18 protein-coding genes, 1 other RNA gene and 1 pseudogene are annotated in these 16,414 nt (G+C 52.8%); 10 read left to right on the top strand and 10 right to left on the bottom strand.

Going from position 1 to position 16,414, the window contains the following annotated elements:
- Window positions 1–54 precede the first annotated feature (54 nt).
- Window positions 55–393 (top strand): P-II family nitrogen regulator, encoded by a 339-nt coding sequence (gene glnK, locus CKO_RS11520; RefSeq protein WP_012133530.1) that lies wholly within the window; start codon window positions 55–57, stop codon window positions 391–393.
- Between the two features lie 31 nt (window positions 394–424).
- The gene (amtB, locus tag CKO_RS11515) at window positions 425–1,711 is read left to right on the top strand and encodes an ammonium transporter AmtB (RefSeq protein ID WP_024130590.1); all 1,287 of its coding nucleotides are present in this window, start codon (window positions 425–427) and stop codon (window positions 1,709–1,711) included.
- A 49-nt stretch (window positions 1,712–1,760) separates the two neighbouring features.
- On the opposite strand, the gene tesB is transcribed toward amtB, so the two are convergent.
- The gene (gene tesB, locus CKO_RS11510; RefSeq protein ID WP_012133528.1) at window positions 1,761–2,621 is read right to left on the bottom strand and encodes an acyl-CoA thioesterase II; all 861 of its coding nucleotides are present in this window, start codon (window positions 2,619–2,621) and stop codon (window positions 1,761–1,763) included.
- Between the two features lie 215 nt (window positions 2,622–2,836).
- Between tesB and CKO_RS11505 the strand changes: the two genes are divergently transcribed.
- Entirely contained in the window at window positions 2,837–3,406 is a 570-nt protein-coding gene (locus CKO_RS11505) for a YbaY family lipoprotein (RefSeq protein WP_012133527.1), read from the top strand.
- A gap of 35 nt (window positions 3,407–3,441) precedes the next feature.
- Here the strand turns inward: CKO_RS11505 and CKO_RS11500 are convergent.
- Window positions 3,442–3,831 (bottom strand): annotated as a pseudogene (locus CKO_RS11500) (MGMT family protein).
- An 84-nt stretch (window positions 3,832–3,915) separates the two neighbouring features.
- Here CKO_RS11500 and ffs point away from each other — a divergent pair.
- From ffs to CKO_RS11490, 3 genes are all read left to right on the top strand, one after another.
- Window positions 3,916–4,012: signal recognition particle sRNA small type (ffs, locus tag CKO_RS22525), an RNA gene on the top strand.
- Window positions 4,013–4,205: 193 nt separating this feature from the next.
- Window positions 4,206–4,457: a hypothetical protein gene (locus CKO_RS11495; RefSeq protein WP_012133525.1), complete on the top strand. Its 252-nt coding sequence runs from the start codon at window positions 4,206–4,208 to the stop codon at window positions 4,455–4,457.
- Entirely contained in the window at window positions 4,454–4,669 is a 216-nt protein-coding gene (locus CKO_RS11490; RefSeq protein WP_012133524.1) for a hypothetical protein, read from the top strand. The genes CKO_RS11495 and CKO_RS11490 overlap by 4 nt, the downstream gene beginning before the upstream one ends.
- Before the next feature lie 20 nt (window positions 4,670–4,689).
- On the opposite strand, the gene yczR is transcribed toward CKO_RS11490, so the two are convergent.
- Window positions 4,690–6,117: a MocR-like transcription factor YczR gene (gene yczR, locus CKO_RS11485; protein WP_012133523.1), complete on the bottom strand. Its 1,428-nt coding sequence runs from the start codon at window positions 6,115–6,117 to the stop codon at window positions 4,690–4,692.
- A gap of 86 nt (window positions 6,118–6,203) precedes the next feature.
- On the opposite strand from yczR, the gene yczE reads away from it, so the two are divergent.
- Window positions 6,204–6,818, top strand: a complete 615-nt coding sequence (gene yczE, locus CKO_RS11480) for a membrane protein YczE (protein WP_012133522.1) — start codon at window positions 6,204–6,206, stop codon at window positions 6,816–6,818.
- Window positions 6,819–6,897: 79 nt separating this feature from the next.
- Window positions 6,898–7,251, top strand: a complete 354-nt coding sequence (locus CKO_RS11475; protein WP_012133521.1) for a DUF1428 domain-containing protein — start codon at window positions 6,898–6,900, stop codon at window positions 7,249–7,251.
- A gap of 39 nt (window positions 7,252–7,290) precedes the next feature.
- Here the strand turns inward: CKO_RS11475 and CKO_RS11470 are convergent, their stop codons facing one another.
- Complete coding sequence (locus CKO_RS11470; RefSeq protein WP_024130588.1) at window positions 7,291–8,841, bottom strand: EAL domain-containing protein; 1,551 nt, start codon at window positions 8,839–8,841, stop codon at window positions 7,291–7,293.
- Window positions 8,842–9,066: 225 nt separating this feature from the next.
- Between CKO_RS11470 and CKO_RS11465 the strand changes: the two genes are divergently transcribed.
- On the top strand, window positions 9,067–9,327 hold the full coding sequence (locus CKO_RS11465) for a type B 50S ribosomal protein L31 (protein ID WP_012133519.1): 261 nt from the start codon (window positions 9,067–9,069) through the stop codon (window positions 9,325–9,327).
- A 1-nt stretch (window position 9,328) separates the two neighbouring features.
- On the top strand, window positions 9,329–9,469 hold the full coding sequence (ykgO, locus tag CKO_RS11460) for a type B 50S ribosomal protein L36 (protein WP_003859006.1): 141 nt from the start codon (window positions 9,329–9,331) through the stop codon (window positions 9,467–9,469).
- Window positions 9,470–9,546: 77 nt separating this feature from the next.
- Here ykgO and CKO_RS11455 read toward each other — a convergent pair whose 3' ends face one another.
- The 6 genes from CKO_RS11455 to acrA all read right to left on the bottom strand — a co-directional run bounded on the left by CKO_RS11455 (window position 9,547) and on the right by acrA (window position 16,350).
- Window positions 9,547–10,017 carry a YlaC family protein gene (locus tag CKO_RS11455; protein ID WP_024130587.1) on the bottom strand — a complete coding sequence of 157 codons (471 nt, stop codon included), beginning with the start codon at window positions 10,015–10,017 and terminating at the stop codon, window positions 9,547–9,549.
- 113 nt (window positions 10,018–10,130) lie between these two features.
- Window positions 10,131–10,682, bottom strand: a complete 552-nt coding sequence (gene maa, locus CKO_RS11450; RefSeq protein WP_012133515.1) for a maltose O-acetyltransferase — start codon at window positions 10,680–10,682, stop codon at window positions 10,131–10,133.
- Between the two features lie 183 nt (window positions 10,683–10,865).
- Window positions 10,866–11,084 carry an HHA domain-containing protein gene (locus tag CKO_RS11445; RefSeq protein WP_002892050.1) on the bottom strand — a complete coding sequence of 73 codons (219 nt, stop codon included), beginning with the start codon at window positions 11,082–11,084 and terminating at the stop codon, window positions 10,866–10,868.
- Window positions 11,085–11,111: 27 nt separating this feature from the next.
- Window positions 11,112–11,486 carry an Hha toxicity modulator TomB gene (gene tomB / locus CKO_RS11440; protein ID WP_012133514.1) on the bottom strand — a complete coding sequence of 125 codons (375 nt, stop codon included), beginning with the start codon at window positions 11,484–11,486 and terminating at the stop codon, window positions 11,112–11,114.
- Window positions 11,487–11,987: 501 nt separating this feature from the next.
- Entirely contained in the window at window positions 11,988–15,134 is a 3,147-nt protein-coding gene (gene acrB, locus CKO_RS11435) for an efflux RND transporter permease AcrB (RefSeq protein ID WP_012133513.1), read from the bottom strand.
- A gap of 22 nt (window positions 15,135–15,156) precedes the next feature.
- Window positions 15,157–16,350 carry a multidrug efflux RND transporter periplasmic adaptor subunit AcrA gene (gene acrA, locus CKO_RS11430; RefSeq protein WP_012133512.1) on the bottom strand — a complete coding sequence of 398 codons (1,194 nt, stop codon included), beginning with the start codon at window positions 16,348–16,350 and terminating at the stop codon, window positions 15,157–15,159.
- Between the last annotated feature and the right edge of the window lie 64 nt (window positions 16,351–16,414).

Raw genomic sequence — 16,414 nt, 5'->3', positions numbered from 1 at the left:
AATATCCCTGTCGTGAAGCGGCAGACATTATCGAATTCTGACAGGAGGGGATCTATGAAGCTGGTTACCGTGGTAATCAAACCGTTCAAACTGGAAGACGTCCGTGAAGCACTGTCTTCGATTGGTATTCAAGGGCTGACAGTCACCGAAGTGAAAGGCTTCGGGCGTCAGAAAGGCCATGCCGAGCTGTACCGCGGTGCGGAATACAGCGTCAACTTCCTGCCCAAAGTGAAGATTGATGTGGCGATTGCCGACGACCAGCTTGATGAAGTCATTGAGGTCATCAGCAAGGCGGCCTACACCGGAAAAATTGGCGACGGCAAAATTTTTGTCGCTGAGCTGCAACGTGTCATTCGTATTCGTACCGGCGAAGCCGACGAAGCGGCACTGTAACTCCTGGCACACAGTGATAGGGAACGAAAAGATGAAGATAGCAACGATGAAAACTGGCCTTGCTTCACTGGCTTTGCTTCCAGGTCTGGCAATGGCGGCTCCGGCGGTTGTGGATAAAGCCGACAATGCCTTTATGATGATTTGCACCGCGCTGGTGCTGTTCATGACCATTCCGGGCATTGCTCTGTTCTATGGCGGATTGATCCGTGGAAAGAACGTGCTGTCGATGTTGACGCAGGTTGCCGTCACCTTCGCGCTGGTCTGTATTTTGTGGGTTGTTTACGGCTATTCGCTGGCCTTTGGCGAGGGGAACAACTTCTTTGGCGACTTCAACTGGGTGATGCTGAAAAATATTGAGCTCACGGCAGTGATGGGCAGTTTCTACCAGTATATTCACGTTGCTTTCCAGGGCTCTTTCGCCTGCATTACCGTCGGGCTGATCGTAGGGGCGCTGGCTGAACGTATCCGCTTCTCTGCGGTACTGATTTTCGTGGTGGTGTGGCTGACGCTCTCCTATATCCCGATTGCGCATATGGTCTGGGGCGGCGGTTTGCTGGCTTCTCACGGCGCGCTGGATTTTGCGGGCGGTACGGTCGTGCATATCAATGCGGCGATTGCTGGTCTGGTGGGCGCTTATCTGATTGGCAAACGTGTCGGCTTTGGTAAAGAGGCGTTCAAACCCCATAACCTGCCGATGGTTTTCACCGGCACCGCGATCCTCTATATCGGCTGGTTTGGCTTTAACGCCGGGTCGGCGGGCATGGCGAACGAGATTGCTGCACTGGCCTTTGTTAACACCGTGGTGGCAACGGCTGCCGCTATTCTGGGGTGGATTTTCGGCGAGTGGGCGCTGCGCGGTAAACCGTCTCTGCTGGGCGCCTGCTCCGGCGCTATCGCGGGACTGGTCGGCATAACGCCAGCCTGTGGTTACATTGGCGTCGGCGGCGCGTTGATTCTCGGTGTCGTTGCGGGGCTGGCGGGTCTGTGGGGCGTGACGATGCTTAAACGTCTGCTGCGTGTGGACGATCCTTGCGATGTGTTTGGCATCCACGGCGTTTGCGGCATCGTTGGGTGTATCCTGACCGGGATCTTTGCATCCACCACGCTCGGCGGTGTAGGGTTTGCCGAAGGCGTGACGATGGGGCATCAGCTGCTGGTGCAGCTGGAGAGTATCGCTATCACCATCGTCTGGTCTGGCGTAGTGGCGTTTATCGGCTACAAACTGGCGGATATCACCGTTGGGCTGCGCGTACCGGAAGAGCAGGAGCGCGAAGGTCTGGACGTCAACAGCCACGGCGAGAATGCGTATAACGCCTGATCATCAACAGGCCGAATGGCGACGCTTTTGCGTCGCCATTCGGCCATTTTCAATTGCGATTGCGCATCACGCCTTCCTGAACGGTCGACGCGACCATCACGCCATCCCGCGTGTAAAACTCCCCACGAACAAAACCACGGGCGCTGGAAGCCGAGGTGCTCTCTACGCTGTACAGCAACCATTCGTTCATGTTGAAAGGGCGATGGAACCACATTGAATGGTCGATCGTGGCAATTTGCAGACCTTTCTCCAGGAAGCCGATGCCGTAGGGTTGCAGCGCGACGGGCAGGAAATTCAGATCGGAAGCATAACCCAGCAGATACTGATGAATGCGGATATCATCCGGTATCGTACCGTTGGCGCGGATCCAGACCTGACGCGTCGGGTTCGCAACGTGGCCTTTTAACGGGTTGTGGAACTCCACCGGGCGGATCTCCAGCGGGCGGTCGCTGATAAATTTCTCTTTCAGCACGGGCGGCAGCAGATGCGCCAATGAACGGGCGATCTCCGTCTCCGATTGCAGCGTTTCCGGCGCAGGGGCGTCCGGCATGGTTTTCTGATGCTCAAATCCCTCTTCCGGCGCCTGGAAGGAGGCTGTCATATAGAAAATAGGCTTCCCGTTCTGGATGGCGGCGACGCGACGCGCGCTGAAACTGTTGCCGTCGCGCAGAACTTCCACATCGTAAATAATGGGCTTCAGGCTGTCGCCGGGGCGCAGAAAGTAGCTGTGAAAAGAGTGAACCAGACGTTGTTCAGGTACGGTCTCTTTGGCGGCATACAGCGCCTGACCGACCACCTGACCACCAAAAACCTGACGTAATCCTAAGTCTTCACTTTGGCCCCGAAAGAGTCCTTCTTCAATTTTTTCCAGATCTAACAATGACAGCAAATTATTCAGTGCCTGACTCATACGTGCTCTCCAGGTAACAACGGCGCCGAAGCGAGGTAGGCAGAGTATAACGCAATTTTGAAAGTGGTCCGATGGGTGCAATAGTCTGAATTACGGACTAATTCCAGGCAAAAATAAGTGAGATATGCCACACTTAGTCACGTTATGTCTTTGTTAACCACTCTTCCGGCGGGTAAAGCACCTCCCGCTGATGCATTGATGATAAGGAGAATTTAATGAAACTCGTGCACATGGTAAGTGGTTTAGCGGTTGCGGTTGCTCTGGCAGCCTGCGCAGACAGAAGCGCAGATATCCAGACGCCTGCGCCTGACCCAAATACTTCTGGCGTGGCTACACAGTCAACTATTCAGCAACCTAATGTCTCCGGTACCGTCTGGATCCGTCAGAAAGTGGCCCTGCCACCGGATGCCGTACTGACCGTGACGCTGTCTGATGCCTCACTGGCGGATGCGCCGTCGAAAGTGCTGTCGCAGAAAGCGGTGCGCACCGAGGGGAAACAGTCGCCATTTAGCTTTGTACTGCCGTTTAACCCGGCTGACATCCAGCCAAATGCGCGGATTCTGTTGAGCGCCGCCGTGACGATTAATGACAAACTGGTCTTTATCACCGATACCGTACAGCCAGTTATTAATCAGGGCGGCACGAAAGCGGATCTGACGCTGGTGCCGGTTCAGCAAACGGCAGTGCCTGTTCAGGCCAGCGGCGGCGCAGCGACAACCGTACCGTCAACGTCGCCGACGCAGGTGAACCCGTCTTCCGCCGTACCGGCGCCGACACAGTACTAAGCTCTCACAGGACAACCCTCTCCGGCCGGAGAGGGTTAATAAATCCAGCGATATCGTTGCATATCGATTTGCCCACTCCCCGAGACCACCACGCCTTCTGACAGTAACGCCTGACGTTGGCGTTGCAGGTCTGGTCCGGTCAGGGAGATGGCGCCATGACGATTCACGACCCGATGCCAGGGGAGGGTGCTGCCTTCCGGCAATCGTTTTAATACGCCGCCGACCTGACGCGCGGCACGAGGTGAACCGGCGAGGCGGGCGACGTCGCCATAAGTCGTGACAAACCCTTCGGGGATTGAGGCCACGATTTGCCAGACGCGTTGGGGGAAAGTGTCTTGTCTGTCCATCATTCATTCCTGCGATAATCTTTCAGCATAATCGTGAACCGCCGGGGAGTGAAGCCTCATTGCGCAAGAAAACAGCATCCGATGTTGGATGGGTTGCATTTACAGGGGCCAGCAGTGATAATGCGCCTGCGCGTTGGTTAACAACGCTCTCAATGGGGGCTCTGTTGGTTCTCCCGCAACGCTACTCTGTTTACCAGGTCAGGTCCGGAAGGAAGCAGCCAGAGCAGATGACGTGTGTGCCGGGATGTAGCTGGCAGGGCCCCCACCCAATTCTGCCGTCCGGCAACCTCTTCATTTTCCTCCTCTTGTCATATTAACGTCATTATTTTGTCATCAAATGCTGGCAGAGTGTTATCGGGACGTTATTAATCAGTTTGTGCCCTGATATTCACGCGGTGACGATAGCTGTGTCGCACACGACGTGTTTTGCCTGTTTACAAGGACTCTTTACGATGGCTACTGCTGTACTAAATGTCAAAATCGATGAGACGTTAAAAGAGAAGCTTCGCCATTATGCCGAAGCAAATAATGAGAACTTAAGTATCACCACAGAAAAACTGCTGCTGATTGCATTTGAGGCCGCAGAAGAGGCGGGAGTCTCGGCGAGTGATATCGACAGTCAGCATACGGAAGAATCCGTAGATGAGCCGCTTACTCCTAAAGAAATCAAAGCATTACGCAGATTACTCAAGAAGAAAAAATGAAACAACAACTCTCAATCGCCAGTAATTATGGCGAAGCCTGCGAATTACTGCGTTCCGGCTATGTGAAGCATGTTCGTCTTAACTGGAATGTTGGTAGTGATGAATTCTTTCGTATTGCCTCCGACTGGTGCGATGCCGGGGCAAAAATAAAGAAAGACGGCGAGAACTTCATTATTTCCCTGAAAGGTTTCCCCGTCCCACGCCAGCAATAAAACGACGATGACAGGCCATATTAGATAATTTTGCGTATTTTCCCTGCGCTGTTTTGTGAGCGCAGGTTGTCCCATATCGGCTGTAATGTCTGAAAAGCCGATCGCAGAGTTTCATCCGGCAGGGTGAACGGCATACGTAAGAAACGATCAAACGCACCCGCGAGACCAAAACGCGTACCGGTGCCCAGTTGAATCCCTTCGCTTTCGGCGCGCGTTGCAAAGAGCGTGGCCAGCGTGTCGGGTAACTCCACCCAAAAAGAGAGCCCGCCCTGCGGCTGCCTGAAGCGCCATTCAGGAAAATACGCGTGCATCAGTTCACAACACAGGTCGCGTCGTTGGGACAGCAACTGCCGTCTGTCAGGAAGAAAGCTGGCGGCATTATCAAGCAGCCAGCCGGTCGCTAACTGCTCCAGTACCGGCGATCCTAAATCAAACGTATCCCGGGTTTGTACCAGCGCGGCGATTGTCCGTGATGAGGCGCGAACCCACCCCAGACGTAACCCGCCCCAGAAACTTTTTCCTGCCGATCCCAGCATAATAATCGGCGCGTCGGCGTTGTAATGCGCGAGTGGGGGCGGCGGCGGGGCGTCGTACCACAAATTAACCATCGTCTCGTCCACAACCAGCGTGGTATGCGTTCTGGCGGCAATATCCGCGACCGCTTGCCGCGTGGCGGCATCCATACAGCGCCCGGTGGGATTATGGAAATCCGGCATCAGATAAGCCATTCTCGGCGCGGTCTGCGCAATGGTCGCCATCAGACCGGCGGTGTCCCAACCCTGTTCGGGCAATGAGACGCCAACGGGGCGACAGGAGGCTCCCTGAATCGCGGCGATTGCGAGCGGGTAGGTCGGGTGATCCACCACCACGCGATCGCCCGGGCCCGTCAGGAGTCGCAGGAGTAGCGCCAGCCCGCTCACGGCGCCATTGACCACCATGATTTCATCAGGGCGGGTTGGCAAGCCGCGCTCGCAATAGTGCCGGGCGATAGATTCACGTAAAGAGAGCAAGCCTTGCGGCAGATACCCGGAACTCAGCAGATGCTGCGGCATTGCGCAAAGCGCCTGCTGGTAAGCCTGGTGAATTTCAGGGCCTGCGCTGAGCGCGGCGGTAGAGAGATCCAATGCCATATTGGCTCCGCCGCGCGTGGGCACAGGGTGGATGGCATCCGGTAAGATCACCCGCGAGCCGCTACCCTGACGGCTTTCCAGATAGCCTTCTTCCCGAAGTTGCGCCATTGCGCTGGCGACGGTGGTTCGGCTGATCTTCAATACGGCGGCCAGTTCGCGTTCGCCGGGCAGTCGGCTATCGAGCGCCAGTCGGCCATCAAGAATCAGCAGACGCAGGGCCTCCGCCAGCTGACGCCAGACAGGAGTACGTGAGGGGGTCTCCTGCCAGTGCCCAAGCAGGCGCTGAAGAGACTGGCTTCCATAGCGGCGTGATGACATAGCAGTCCACTTTTTTAAAACTGGACATTAATCATAGTGCCAATTGCGGTGAAGATGAAAGGTATCTGAACGGGGAGAATGGAAGAATGCTGCGTCGTCTGATTCAACTGTATACCGGTCTGGCTCTTTATGGCGTATCGACCGCAATGTTTGTGCGTGCGGACTTAGGGGCCGATCCGTGGAACGTTTTCCACCTTGGCGTGGCGAATTTGCTGTCAATGAACATTGGCATGGTGATTATTGCCGTTGGCGTGCTGGTGTTATTACTGTGGATACCGCTGCGTCAACGCCCGGGCCTTGGCACCATCAGCAACGTGATCGTTATTGGGCTGGCGGCGGATGTTGCGCTGGCCGTACTGCCCGCTTTTGAGTCGTTGCTGGTCCGCAGTGTTCTGTTGATCTCCGCTGTAGTGGTCAACGCGCTGGCGACCAGCATGTATATTGGGGCCGGTTTCGGCGCAGGCCCGCGAGATGGCCTGATGACCGGGATTCACGCGCGCACCGGTTGGTCGATACGCGCCATCCGTACGGCGATTGAAGTTTCGGTATTGCTGAGCGGCTGGTTGCTGGGGGGGACGCTGGGCGTCGGTACGGTATTGTATGCGCTGGCTATCGGGCCGCTGATTCAGATCTGCTTGCCGTGGTTTCGCTATCAACCCCGGGCACGCATTCGGGTTCGTCATTCGCCCACAGCAGAGTAACGCGATGGCGACTAGACTTAACAACGACTGACGCGGCCAGAATTGGCTTGCCGCGCAGTACGCTTCGGAGGTTTTTCTCATGAAGTATGTTGATGGTTTTGTGGTTGCCGTACCTGCTGAAAACAAGGAGGCGTATCGGGAAATGGCGGCAAAAGCGGCTCCTCTCTTTAAAGAGTTTGGGGCGTTACGCGTCGTTGAGTGTTGGGCTGATGATGTGCCGGATGGCAAATTGACCGACTTTCGCATGGCGGTGAAAGCGGAAGATCACGAAGAAGTGGTGTTTAGCTGGATTGAATACCCTTCGAAAGAGGTTCGCGACGCGGCGAATCAGAAAATGATGTCAGATCCACGAATGAAAGAGTTTGGCGATGCCATGCCTTTTGATGGCAAGCGCATGATTTACGGCGGATTCTCTCCCATTCTGGATGACTGAAGCGACAGGCTGTGCGGCGTGCCGCCAGCCGTCCCCATTCTAAATCCGTTTCTCCGCCCACAAAATAAATTCTGCGGCGGGCAGCGCTTTGCTGTAAAGCCATCCCTGACCATACTGCACGCCGTGCTGGCGTAACCAGTCCTCCTGATGCGTCGTTTCAATACCTTCCGCCACCATTTTCAGCTTCAGCGTTTTCGCCATTTCAATAATATGCGGCGTCACATTTTTGTAGGCCAGCGCATCAACAAAGGACTTGTCGATTTTCAGAATATCCACGTCCAGATTCTGTAAGTAGCAAAGACTGGAATAGCCGGTGCCAAAGTCATCAAGATAAATCGCGTGACCGACTTTGCGGTATCTGGCAATGACTGGCGCGCTGGTTTTGGGATCGGCAAACTCACGCTCGGTCAGCTCCAGCGCGATTTGCGACGGTGAAATCTGACTCCGGTTAAGCAACTGGCTGAGATGTACCGGAAGTTTCTCTGACGCAAGGGTCGTTGCCTCAATATTGATAGAAATGTGCTGCTCAGGGTGTTGTCGCAGCCATGTTCCCATCTCCTCAAAAACGGTCTCTAAAATCAGGTGGGTGAGCGGTTCGGAAAGCCCCGTTTGTTCTGCGAGGGGAATAAATATTTCTGGTGAAAGGTAGCTGCCGTCGGTTTGCGGCCAGCGAGCCAGCGCTTCCGCGCCTGCTATCTTCCCGCTACTCAGCGAAATAATCGGCTGATAATGCACCTTAATATCACGGTTATGGATGGCGTCCAGCAAACGGTGGCGTGGTGATTGTAAGTGGCGAAGAATGCGCAGAATAAACGCCGCCGCCAGCAGGCTCGCCATCATCCCCAGCGGCAGCCAGGTAAAAGCCTGGCGATACCAGTTCTTTTGTAGCGGCAGCGTAGAGGCCCAGGTCACGATGGCGATGTTCATTTCGGGAGAGCGCTGAATCGTGTAGACACTGTTGCGATCTTCCCGGTATTGACCGGGCGACTGCTGCAATTGTCGAATAATGTCGGGATCGAGCCGATTGCTACTGGCGGCCACGATGTTATTTGCTTCGCCAATAATAGCGGCATCAATATGCCATGAACTAAATGGGATCACATCAATGAAGGAGGCGGGGTCCATCATGACCACATAGTGTCCTTTACCCACAGCGACCATAAAGCGCTTGAGCCCTAAATCATTTTGCGAGGTAAGCCATATGCGGTAGCCGTCCTGGGTGATCTTTTCCGGTTTGGGGAAAACGAAGGGGGCGCTTTTTTGCTCCAGCGATGAGCAAACAGGCATATTTTGGTCGAGGTATAGCACTTCCTGAATGTAGCGCAGACTGTAAGATATTCGGCGCATTGTCAGTAAATGCGCATTACTACAAGGCGTACCGCGAAAGGCGTTTAGCTGGTCTAACGCCAGTTTGCTCTGGGAGGCAACTTTGTCAGCGCGTAAGGCTACGCGTGATGAATAGACGTTAAGTTCCTCAATAAATTTCTTTTCAACCTGGCGATGAGCGAGCCAGAGGCTTAATCCCACAGGGGCAAGGACAGACAGAATGAGCACCCCTGTGACCAGGCTGACCAAATGTCGTGTTGTCACGGTGATATCCTTATTGATGCAGCATATGGCGAGTATATCTGAACGTAAAAAAGCCCTTCGTTTAATCACGTTATTCTAACTGCTTTTGCTCTTTCTGGCTCAATAAGGGCTTGTTTCGACTTAAAACGTACAATGTTGAAGGATAACCACATCATTATGAGGGTTGAAAAGCGGCAATTTGCGGCGTATTTTATTGTTACGTTATAACATAATGTTGAGGCTGTCATGAAACCGAATATCCATCCTGCCTATCGCACCGTGGTGTTCCACGATACCAGTGCGAATGAATACTTTAAGGTGGGGTCAACGATCAAAACCGAACGTGAGATTGAGCTTGAGGGCGTGACCTATCCGTATGTCACCATTGAGGTGTCTTCTAAATCACACCCTTATTACACCGGAAAACAAAAAACCTTTGATAACGAAGGCAGCGCAGCACGTTTCCAGAAACGTTTCGGAAATTTTATTGGCGCTAAGCGAGGATAAGATGCAGGTACTGAATTCATTGCGTAGCGCAAAGCAGCGGCACCCGGACTGCCAGATAGTTAAACGCAAAGGGCGTTTATATGTGATCTGCAAATCCAATCCACGTTTTAAAGCGGTGCAGGGTCGTAAAAAAAGACGTTAATGATTTGCCAACATTGCAGGGACTACAGTGCGTGCCAGGGACGGTACGCACTTTTTACATCTGCAACAGTGAGAAAACTAGTGGCTTGTTTCTGTGCGAGTGAGCGTGAAAACATCGTAGAAAGAGAGTTCGCCTTTACGCGTTATCATCTTCTGTAATTGTGCTTTCTGGTCGCTGCCAACATGCGGTGACTGAAGAATAGCGTGGATCAGCGCAGGGGGAACGAAGCGCGTGTTATACCATTCTCCGTTATAGCAAACCCTGAAATCCAGCACGTCGATATCCTCGTAGCGATAACGCGGGGCGACATCAAAAAAGAAAAAACCATTCAACAGGACGAATAATACGACCAGCAGCCACACTGAATCCACCAGCGTGTCTGATTGCAGCATGACGGCCAGCGTGGCAAACCAGGCGATATACATGCCAATAAACAGCCCCGGATGTTTGCGAATAAAACTAATACTGAAACGCGGTCTGTTGTCGCGTTTCTCGCGAGCATTGAGATCGTCAATCGTTTCCGTCAGCAGGCGCTGTATTTCTGTCATCATTTGCCTTTGTGATTTCTGTAACATTCAGGGAACAGCCCATTTTAGAAGGGCGAACTTCATGAAAAAAGTAACAGATTAACCACAATTTATCATAACAGTTACAATTCGCTTTACAGCGTTTTAATGATTCGCGCGGGATTTCCACCGACCACAACGTTGGCCGGAACGCTTTTGGTCACGACGGCGCCTGATGCGATAACGGCGTTATCGCCAATGGTGACGCCAGGGTTAATCACGGCGCGACCGCCGATCCAGACATTATTCCCGATGGTTACAGGTTTACCCAGTTCCTTACCGCTATTGCGTTCTGTGGCATCCAGCGGGTGCGTCGCCGTATAGATATGCACGCCAGGCGCGAGCATACAATTGTCGCCGATATGAATCGGGCAGACATCCAGCATCACACAGTCGAAGTTAGCGTAAAATGCTTTGCCGAGGTAAATATTGTAACCGTAATCACAGCGGAAGGAGGGCTCAATATACGCACCGTCGCTCTGGCCTAGCAGGTCGCTCAGAATAGCCTGTCGCGCATTCTTCTCGTCCGGTGCGGAGTGGTTGTATCGATGAAGCAACTGGCGCGCCCGCAGGCGGTCGTTGCGCAATGTCTCATCGGCCGGGCAATATAACTCACCGGCAATCATCTTCTGCTTTTCTTCGCTCATTATGCACTCTTCTGTTTGTGGATTAACTGCCGCAGTACAGTAAAGCGCAACGCCTTTTAAGGGAACGTTCCCGTTACCTTGATGTGATCTAAATCACGAGACGTAAAATAGGAATTAACGGTAAATACAGGGAAGCCCTCGGTCAGGCAGAACGAACGTATTCTCCATAGCGTTATGCAAAAATTAGCGAATGAATTTCCACACGGAGGTGGGAATCTTGTCGTAGAGCTTATTCATCGTCAATTCTGCAAGACGGTGATCTGCTGCTGAGTAAAATACAGCCAATTCATTGTCAGACAATTCATATTTATTTTTCTCTATTACACGTTCCAGCGTGTCTATTGTCTGGCAGCGTCGTAAACGCATCAAATAATCTGTTTTCGTTAATGGTTTATCGGACATAAATCTTACCTATGATTGTAATAATTTTTAACATGACAAGCTAACAGGATTCGCCCTGGTGGCATTGACGAAGCAGCGAAACAGGCGGTTTCCTGATTTTCGCCATTTTTGCAGATCCTGCGCATTAATGCCGTAACTGCTGAACAACATAAAGGTGTCATCCAGATATTCATCTATCTGTGCAATCAGCTTATTGTCCTCATTATACTTAATTTTATAATTAAGTGCGAAGGTTGCAATATGCTCTATCAGTTCATTGAGCTGAAGATTGATTGCCGAAGTAGGGTCATTAACCCAACCGTGGTTGCTTTCCTCAAGGTTTGCAAGACAGTCATGATACAGGGTTTCACAGAGAAATTTAAGCTGTGCGATATCATGTCTTTTGGGTGAGTACTCATCCATAACGCATCCCCTTCTTAGTGGCTTGAACTAACCGAACACCTTTCGGGATGGATACAACTAACTGACCTGGAACTTGCGCTCTTCTCCTGATGTTTTAACTATAATCCACTCTAAAAAAGATTTCATCGTCCTATTACGAAAAATTACAATTAGGTAAAAGTATGTTGCCCCAACGCAATTTTACATTTTAACCGTAAAAGACGATGCCTGAAATGAGGCGATCTTTTTATTGTTTTTGCAATCATTGAGTTATCGTCATTTGTGCTAACAACGATTGTTAAGAAGGCTGTTACACTCACGATATACCAGGAATAATCTTAATGATTTCTTAATTAACGGAAAAAATAAGAAATGACCAGACTCTCTAAGAATAGCCTTTAGCACGCTGGGGATTATATGTCTTATTTATTCTACGGTGAATAAACAAACTAACAATAAGCGCTTTTTATGATTTTTATCCAGAAAAAAGGCCGCTTGCGCGGCCTTTTCACAGGAGATGAATCAATGATGCTCTACCGAATGGCTGTGCTCAATGTCTTCGCTCTTGCGGCTAAAGCGGCGGCGTACCACCACAAAGAAGACCGGAACGAAGAAGATAGCCAGAACCGTTGCGGTGACCATCCCGCCCATTACGCCGGTGCCCACAGCGTTCTGCGCGCCGGAACCTGCGCCAGAGCTGATAACCAGCGGCATAACACCGAGGATAAACGCCAGAGACGTCATCAGGATCGGGCGTAAACGCATACGTACCGCTTCCAGCGTTGCTTCTATCAGACCTTTGCCTTCTTTATCCATTAAGTCTTTGGCGAATTCGACGATAAGTATCGCGTTCTTCGCCGACAACCCAATGGTTGTGAGCAGGCCCACCTGGAAGTAAACGTCATTGGTCAGGCCACGGAAGGTTGCCGCCAACAGCGCGCCGATAACCCCGAGCGGCACCACCAGCATAACGGAGAACGGAATAGACCAGCTCTCATACAGCGCCGCCAGACACAGGAAGACCACGATCAGTGAAATGGCGTACAGGGCAGGCGCCTGGTTGCCGGACAGTCGTTCCTGATAAGACATCCCGGTCCAGTCGTAGCCGATGCCGGATGGCAGTTTGCTTGCCAGCTCTTCCATCATCGCCATTGCTTCACCGGTACTCTTACCTGGTGCCGCCTGGCCGAGGATTTCCATTGAAGGTAGACCGTTATAGCGTTCCAGACGCGGTGAACCGTATTCCCAGCGCGAGGAGGAGAAGGCCGAGAATGGCACCATCTGACCATCGCTACCGCGCACATACCAGTTTCCGATATCTTCCGGCAACATACGGTATTTCGCTTCAGACATGACGTAAACTTTCTTCACACGACCACGGTCGATGAAGTCGTTCACATAGCTACCGCCCCATGCTGCGCCCAGCGTCGTGTTAATATCGCTAATGGAAACACCCAGCGCCTGCGCTTTTTCCTGATCGATATCGACCTTGAACTGCGGCGTATCTTCCAGACCGTTCGGACGAACGCCGACCAGCAGATCCGGGTGTTTTGCAACTTCGCCAAACAGCTGGTTACGCGCCTGCGTCAGTTTTTCATGACCGAGGCCGCCCTGGTCAATCAACTGGAAGTCGAAGCCCGTTGCCGTACCCAGTTCGACAATCGCTGGCAGGTTAAAGGCGAACACCATCGCATCTTTAATCTGGGAGAATGCGCCCATCGCGCGACCGGTGATCGCATCGACTTTATTCTCATCCCCCGGACGGTCGGCCCAGTCTTTCAACGAGACGAACGCGATACCGGTGTTCTGACCACGACCAGCAAAACCAAAGCCGTTAACCGCAAAGACGGATTCAACGTTATCTTTCTCTTTGGTGAGATAATAGTCGGTCATCTCATCGAGAACTTTCTGCGTACGCTCCTGGGTTGCGCCCGCTGGCAACTGCGCCATGCTCAGGAAAACCCCCTGGTCCTCGTCCGGCAAGAAGGAGCTTGGCAGACGAACGAACAGGTAAGCCATGCCGACAACGATGATCAGATAGAGCAGCAGATAACGACCGGTGCTGCGCAGGATGTTGCCTACGCTGTCGGTGTAGTGGTGCGTGCTCTTCTCGAACATGTTGTTGAACCAGCCAAAGAAACCTTTGGTTGACCCGTGGCTGCCTTTGGCAACCGGCTTAAGCATGGTGGCGCACAGGGCTGGCGTCAGGATCAATGCCACCAGCACTGACAGCGCCATTGCGGACACAATGGTGATGGAGAACTGACGATAAATAGCCCCTGTAGACCCGCCGAAGAAGGCCATCGGGATAAATACCGCTGACAGCACCATCGCGATACCCACCAGCGCGCCCTGAATCTGGCCCATTGATTTTCGCGTGGCTTCTTTCGGCGGCAATCCTTCTTCGGACATTACACGCTCAACGTTCTCTACCACCACGATGGCGTCATCCACCAACAGGCCGATGGCGAGCACCATCCCGAACATTGTTAGCGTGTTTATCGAGAAACCGAACGCCGAAAGCACGGCGAATGTCCCTAACAGCACCACCGGCACCGCGATTGTCGGAATCAACGTCGCACGGAAGTTTTGCAGGAACAGGTACATGACCAGGAACACGAGGATGATGGCTTCTACCAGCGTTTTCACCACTTCGTGAATGGAGATCGTCACGAACGGGGTGGTGTCATACGGGTAAACAATCTTCATCCCTGACGGGAAGAACGGTTCCATCTTCTTCAGTTCTGCACGGATGGCGTTTGCGGTATCCAGCGCGTTCGCACCGGTCGCCAGCTTGATCCCCAGACCAGACGCAGGCTGTCCGTTGAACTTCGCAATGATGTCGTAGTTCTCACCGCCCAGTTCAATTCTTGCTACATCGCGCAGGCGAACCTGGGAGCCGTCCTGGTTCACTTTCAGCAGAATTTTACCGAACTCTTCCGTAGAGGTCAGACGCGTTTGCGCGATGATGGAGGCGTTCAGTTGCTGGCCTTTCACCGGCGGCGTACCGCCAAGCTGACCGGCCGCAACCTGGGCGTTCTGCGCTTTGATCGCGTTAATCACATCCACTGGCGTGAGCTGGAAGTTGTTCAGCTTCGTTGGGTCCATCCAGATACGCATCGCGTACTGCGAACCAAACAGCTGCACGTCACCCACACCTGACGTACGGCTGATGGCGTCTTTCATGTTCGCCGCAACGTAGTCAGAGATATCCTCCTGTGTCATGGTGCCGTCGGTGTTAATGACGCCCACAACCATCAGGAAGCTGCTGGATGATTTCTCAACGCTCACACCCTGCTGTTGAACCTCCTGAGGAAGCAGCGGCATGGCCAGTTGCAGTTTGTTCTGCACCTGAACCTGCGCGATATCTGCATCCGTACCGGATTCGAAGGTCAGGGTGATCTGCACGGTACCCGTGGAGTCACTGTTTGAGGACATGTACATCAGGTTATCGATACCGTTCATGTTCTGTTCGATAACCTGCGTTACCGTGTCCTGCACGGTTTTCGCATCAGCGCCAGGGTAAGTCGCGGAGATCGTCACTGCGGGCGGCGCAATCGTTGGATATTGCGCTACCGGCAGTTTGAGGATCGCGAGGCCCCCTGCCAACATGATGATAATGGCGATCACCCACGCAAATATAGGGCGATCGATAAAGAAATTAGGCATGTCTTAACGGCTCCTGTTTAAGTTAAGACTTAGACTGTTCAGACGGGTTAGCGCTTGCGGCTTGCTGTTCATTATCCGCGGTGACTTCCTGCGCTTTAACCTGCGCGCCAGGACGCACTTTTTGCAGCCCGGTAACAATCACGCGATCGCCCGATTTGAGTCCATCAGTGACTAACCACTTATCGCCAATCGCCTGGTTTGCGACGATCTGACGGGTTTCCACTTTGTCATCGGCGCCGACAACCAACGCACTGGCATCACCGCGTGGCGTACGGGTAACGCCCTGCTGGGGAACCAGCAATGCATCAGGATTGGTGCCTTCTTCCAGACGTGCGCGAACAAACATACCAGGCAGTAAGGTATGGTCCGGGTTAGGGAAGATTGCGCGTAACGTAATAGAACCGGTGGTTTGGTCGACGGTGACGTCAGAAAACTCAAGCGTACCGGATTGCGGATAGGTAATGCCGTCGCTGGTGACCAGCTCGACTTTCGCTTTGCCGTTCTCTTGCTTCAGTTTGCCGCTCGCCAACTCCTGTTTCAGGCGCAGGAAGTCGTTGCTTGACTGCGTTACATCCACATAGATCGGGTCGAGTTGCTGTACTGTCGCGAGGGCGGTAGCCTGGCCGTTTTGTACCAGCGCGCCTTCCGTTACGGATGATTTACCGATCCGGCCGCTAATCGGGGAGGTCACTTTGGTATACGCCAGATTAATGCGTGCGGTTTCAACGGCCGCTTTTGCCGCCACAACGGATGCATTCGCCTGTTGCGCATCTGCCAGCGCGCTATCGTAGTCTTGTTGGCTGATGTATTTCGTACCCAACAGTTTCTGATAACGTTTAACCGTTAACTGAGCGATATTTGCAGCCGCCTGCGCTTTAGCGAGATCGCCTTTGGCGCTTTCGTAAGCCGCCTGGTAAGTCGCAGGATCAATCTGATAGAGAGACACACCCGCTTCAATGTCGCCGCCTTCCGTAAAGTTACGTTTCAGGATAATTCCGCTTACCTGAGGACGAACTTCCGCAATACGGTATGCATTGGTGCGACCCGGGAGTTCAGTAGTGATCTGTAGAGGTTCAGTTTTGAGCGTCACAACCCCAACTTCTGGCATCTGCTGACCACCTTGTTGGGCCTGTTTGTCGTCACATCCTGTTAGCGCTAAGCTGCCTGAGAGCATCAGAACGACCGCCAGAGGCGTAAACCCTCTGTTTTTGTTCATATGTAAACCTCGAGTGTCCGATTTCAAATTGATCAATGGTCAAAAGTCCACAAACCCATTGCTG

The sequence above is a fragment of the Citrobacter koseri ATCC BAA-895 genome, assembly GCF_000018045.1.
GTDB classification, from domain to species: domain Bacteria; phylum Pseudomonadota; class Gammaproteobacteria; order Enterobacterales; family Enterobacteriaceae; genus Citrobacter_B; species Citrobacter_B koseri.
Note: the sequence above shows the minus strand (reverse complement) of the source record. Positions and strands in the feature narration are given on the sequence as shown.

What these genes read in the sequence shown, in the direction of transcription:
- tomB (WP_012133514.1), bottom strand. Translation starts at nt 11,486, where the DNA reads ATGGATGAGTACTCACCCAAAAGACATGATATCGCACAGCTTAAATTT.
- glnK (WP_012133530.1), top strand. Translation starts at nt 55, where the DNA reads ATGAAGCTGGTTACCGTGGTAATCAAACCGTTCAAACTGGAAGACGTC.
- CKO_RS11475 (WP_012133521.1), top strand. Translation starts at nt 6,898, where the DNA reads ATGAAGTATGTTGATGGTTTTGTGGTTGCCGTACCTGCTGAAAACAAG.
- acrA (WP_012133512.1), bottom strand. Translation starts at nt 16,350, where the DNA reads ATGAACAAAAACAGAGGGTTTACGCCTCTGGCGGTCGTTCTGATGCTC.
- CKO_RS11455 (WP_024130587.1), bottom strand. Translation starts at nt 10,017, where the DNA reads ATGACAGAAATACAGCGCCTGCTGACGGAAACGATTGACGATCTCAAT.
- acrB (WP_012133513.1), bottom strand. Translation starts at nt 15,134, where the DNA reads ATGCCTAATTTCTTTATCGATCGCCCTATATTTGCGTGGGTGATCGCC.
- CKO_RS11445 (WP_002892050.1), bottom strand. Translation starts at nt 11,084, where the DNA reads ATGTCCGATAAACCATTAACGAAAACAGATTATTTGATGCGTTTACGA.
- yczE (WP_012133522.1), top strand. Translation starts at nt 6,204, where the DNA reads ATGCTGCGTCGTCTGATTCAACTGTATACCGGTCTGGCTCTTTATGGC.
- tesB (WP_012133528.1), bottom strand. Translation starts at nt 2,621, where the DNA reads ATGAGTCAGGCACTGAATAATTTGCTGTCATTGTTAGATCTGGAAAAA.
- CKO_RS11505 (WP_012133527.1), top strand. Translation starts at nt 2,837, where the DNA reads ATGAAACTCGTGCACATGGTAAGTGGTTTAGCGGTTGCGGTTGCTCTG.
- ykgO (WP_003859006.1), top strand. Translation starts at nt 9,329, where the DNA reads ATGCAGGTACTGAATTCATTGCGTAGCGCAAAGCAGCGGCACCCGGAC.
- CKO_RS11465 (WP_012133519.1), top strand. Translation starts at nt 9,067, where the DNA reads ATGAAACCGAATATCCATCCTGCCTATCGCACCGTGGTGTTCCACGAT.
- maa (WP_012133515.1), bottom strand. Translation starts at nt 10,682, where the DNA reads ATGAGCGAAGAAAAGCAGAAGATGATTGCCGGTGAGTTATATTGCCCG.
- amtB (WP_024130590.1), top strand. Translation starts at nt 425, where the DNA reads ATGAAGATAGCAACGATGAAAACTGGCCTTGCTTCACTGGCTTTGCTT.
- CKO_RS11490 (WP_012133524.1), top strand. Translation starts at nt 4,454, where the DNA reads ATGAAACAACAACTCTCAATCGCCAGTAATTATGGCGAAGCCTGCGAA.
- yczR (WP_012133523.1), bottom strand. Translation starts at nt 6,117, where the DNA reads ATGTCATCACGCCGCTATGGAAGCCAGTCTCTTCAGCGCCTGCTTGGG.
- CKO_RS11495 (WP_012133525.1), top strand. Translation starts at nt 4,206, where the DNA reads ATGGCTACTGCTGTACTAAATGTCAAAATCGATGAGACGTTAAAAGAG.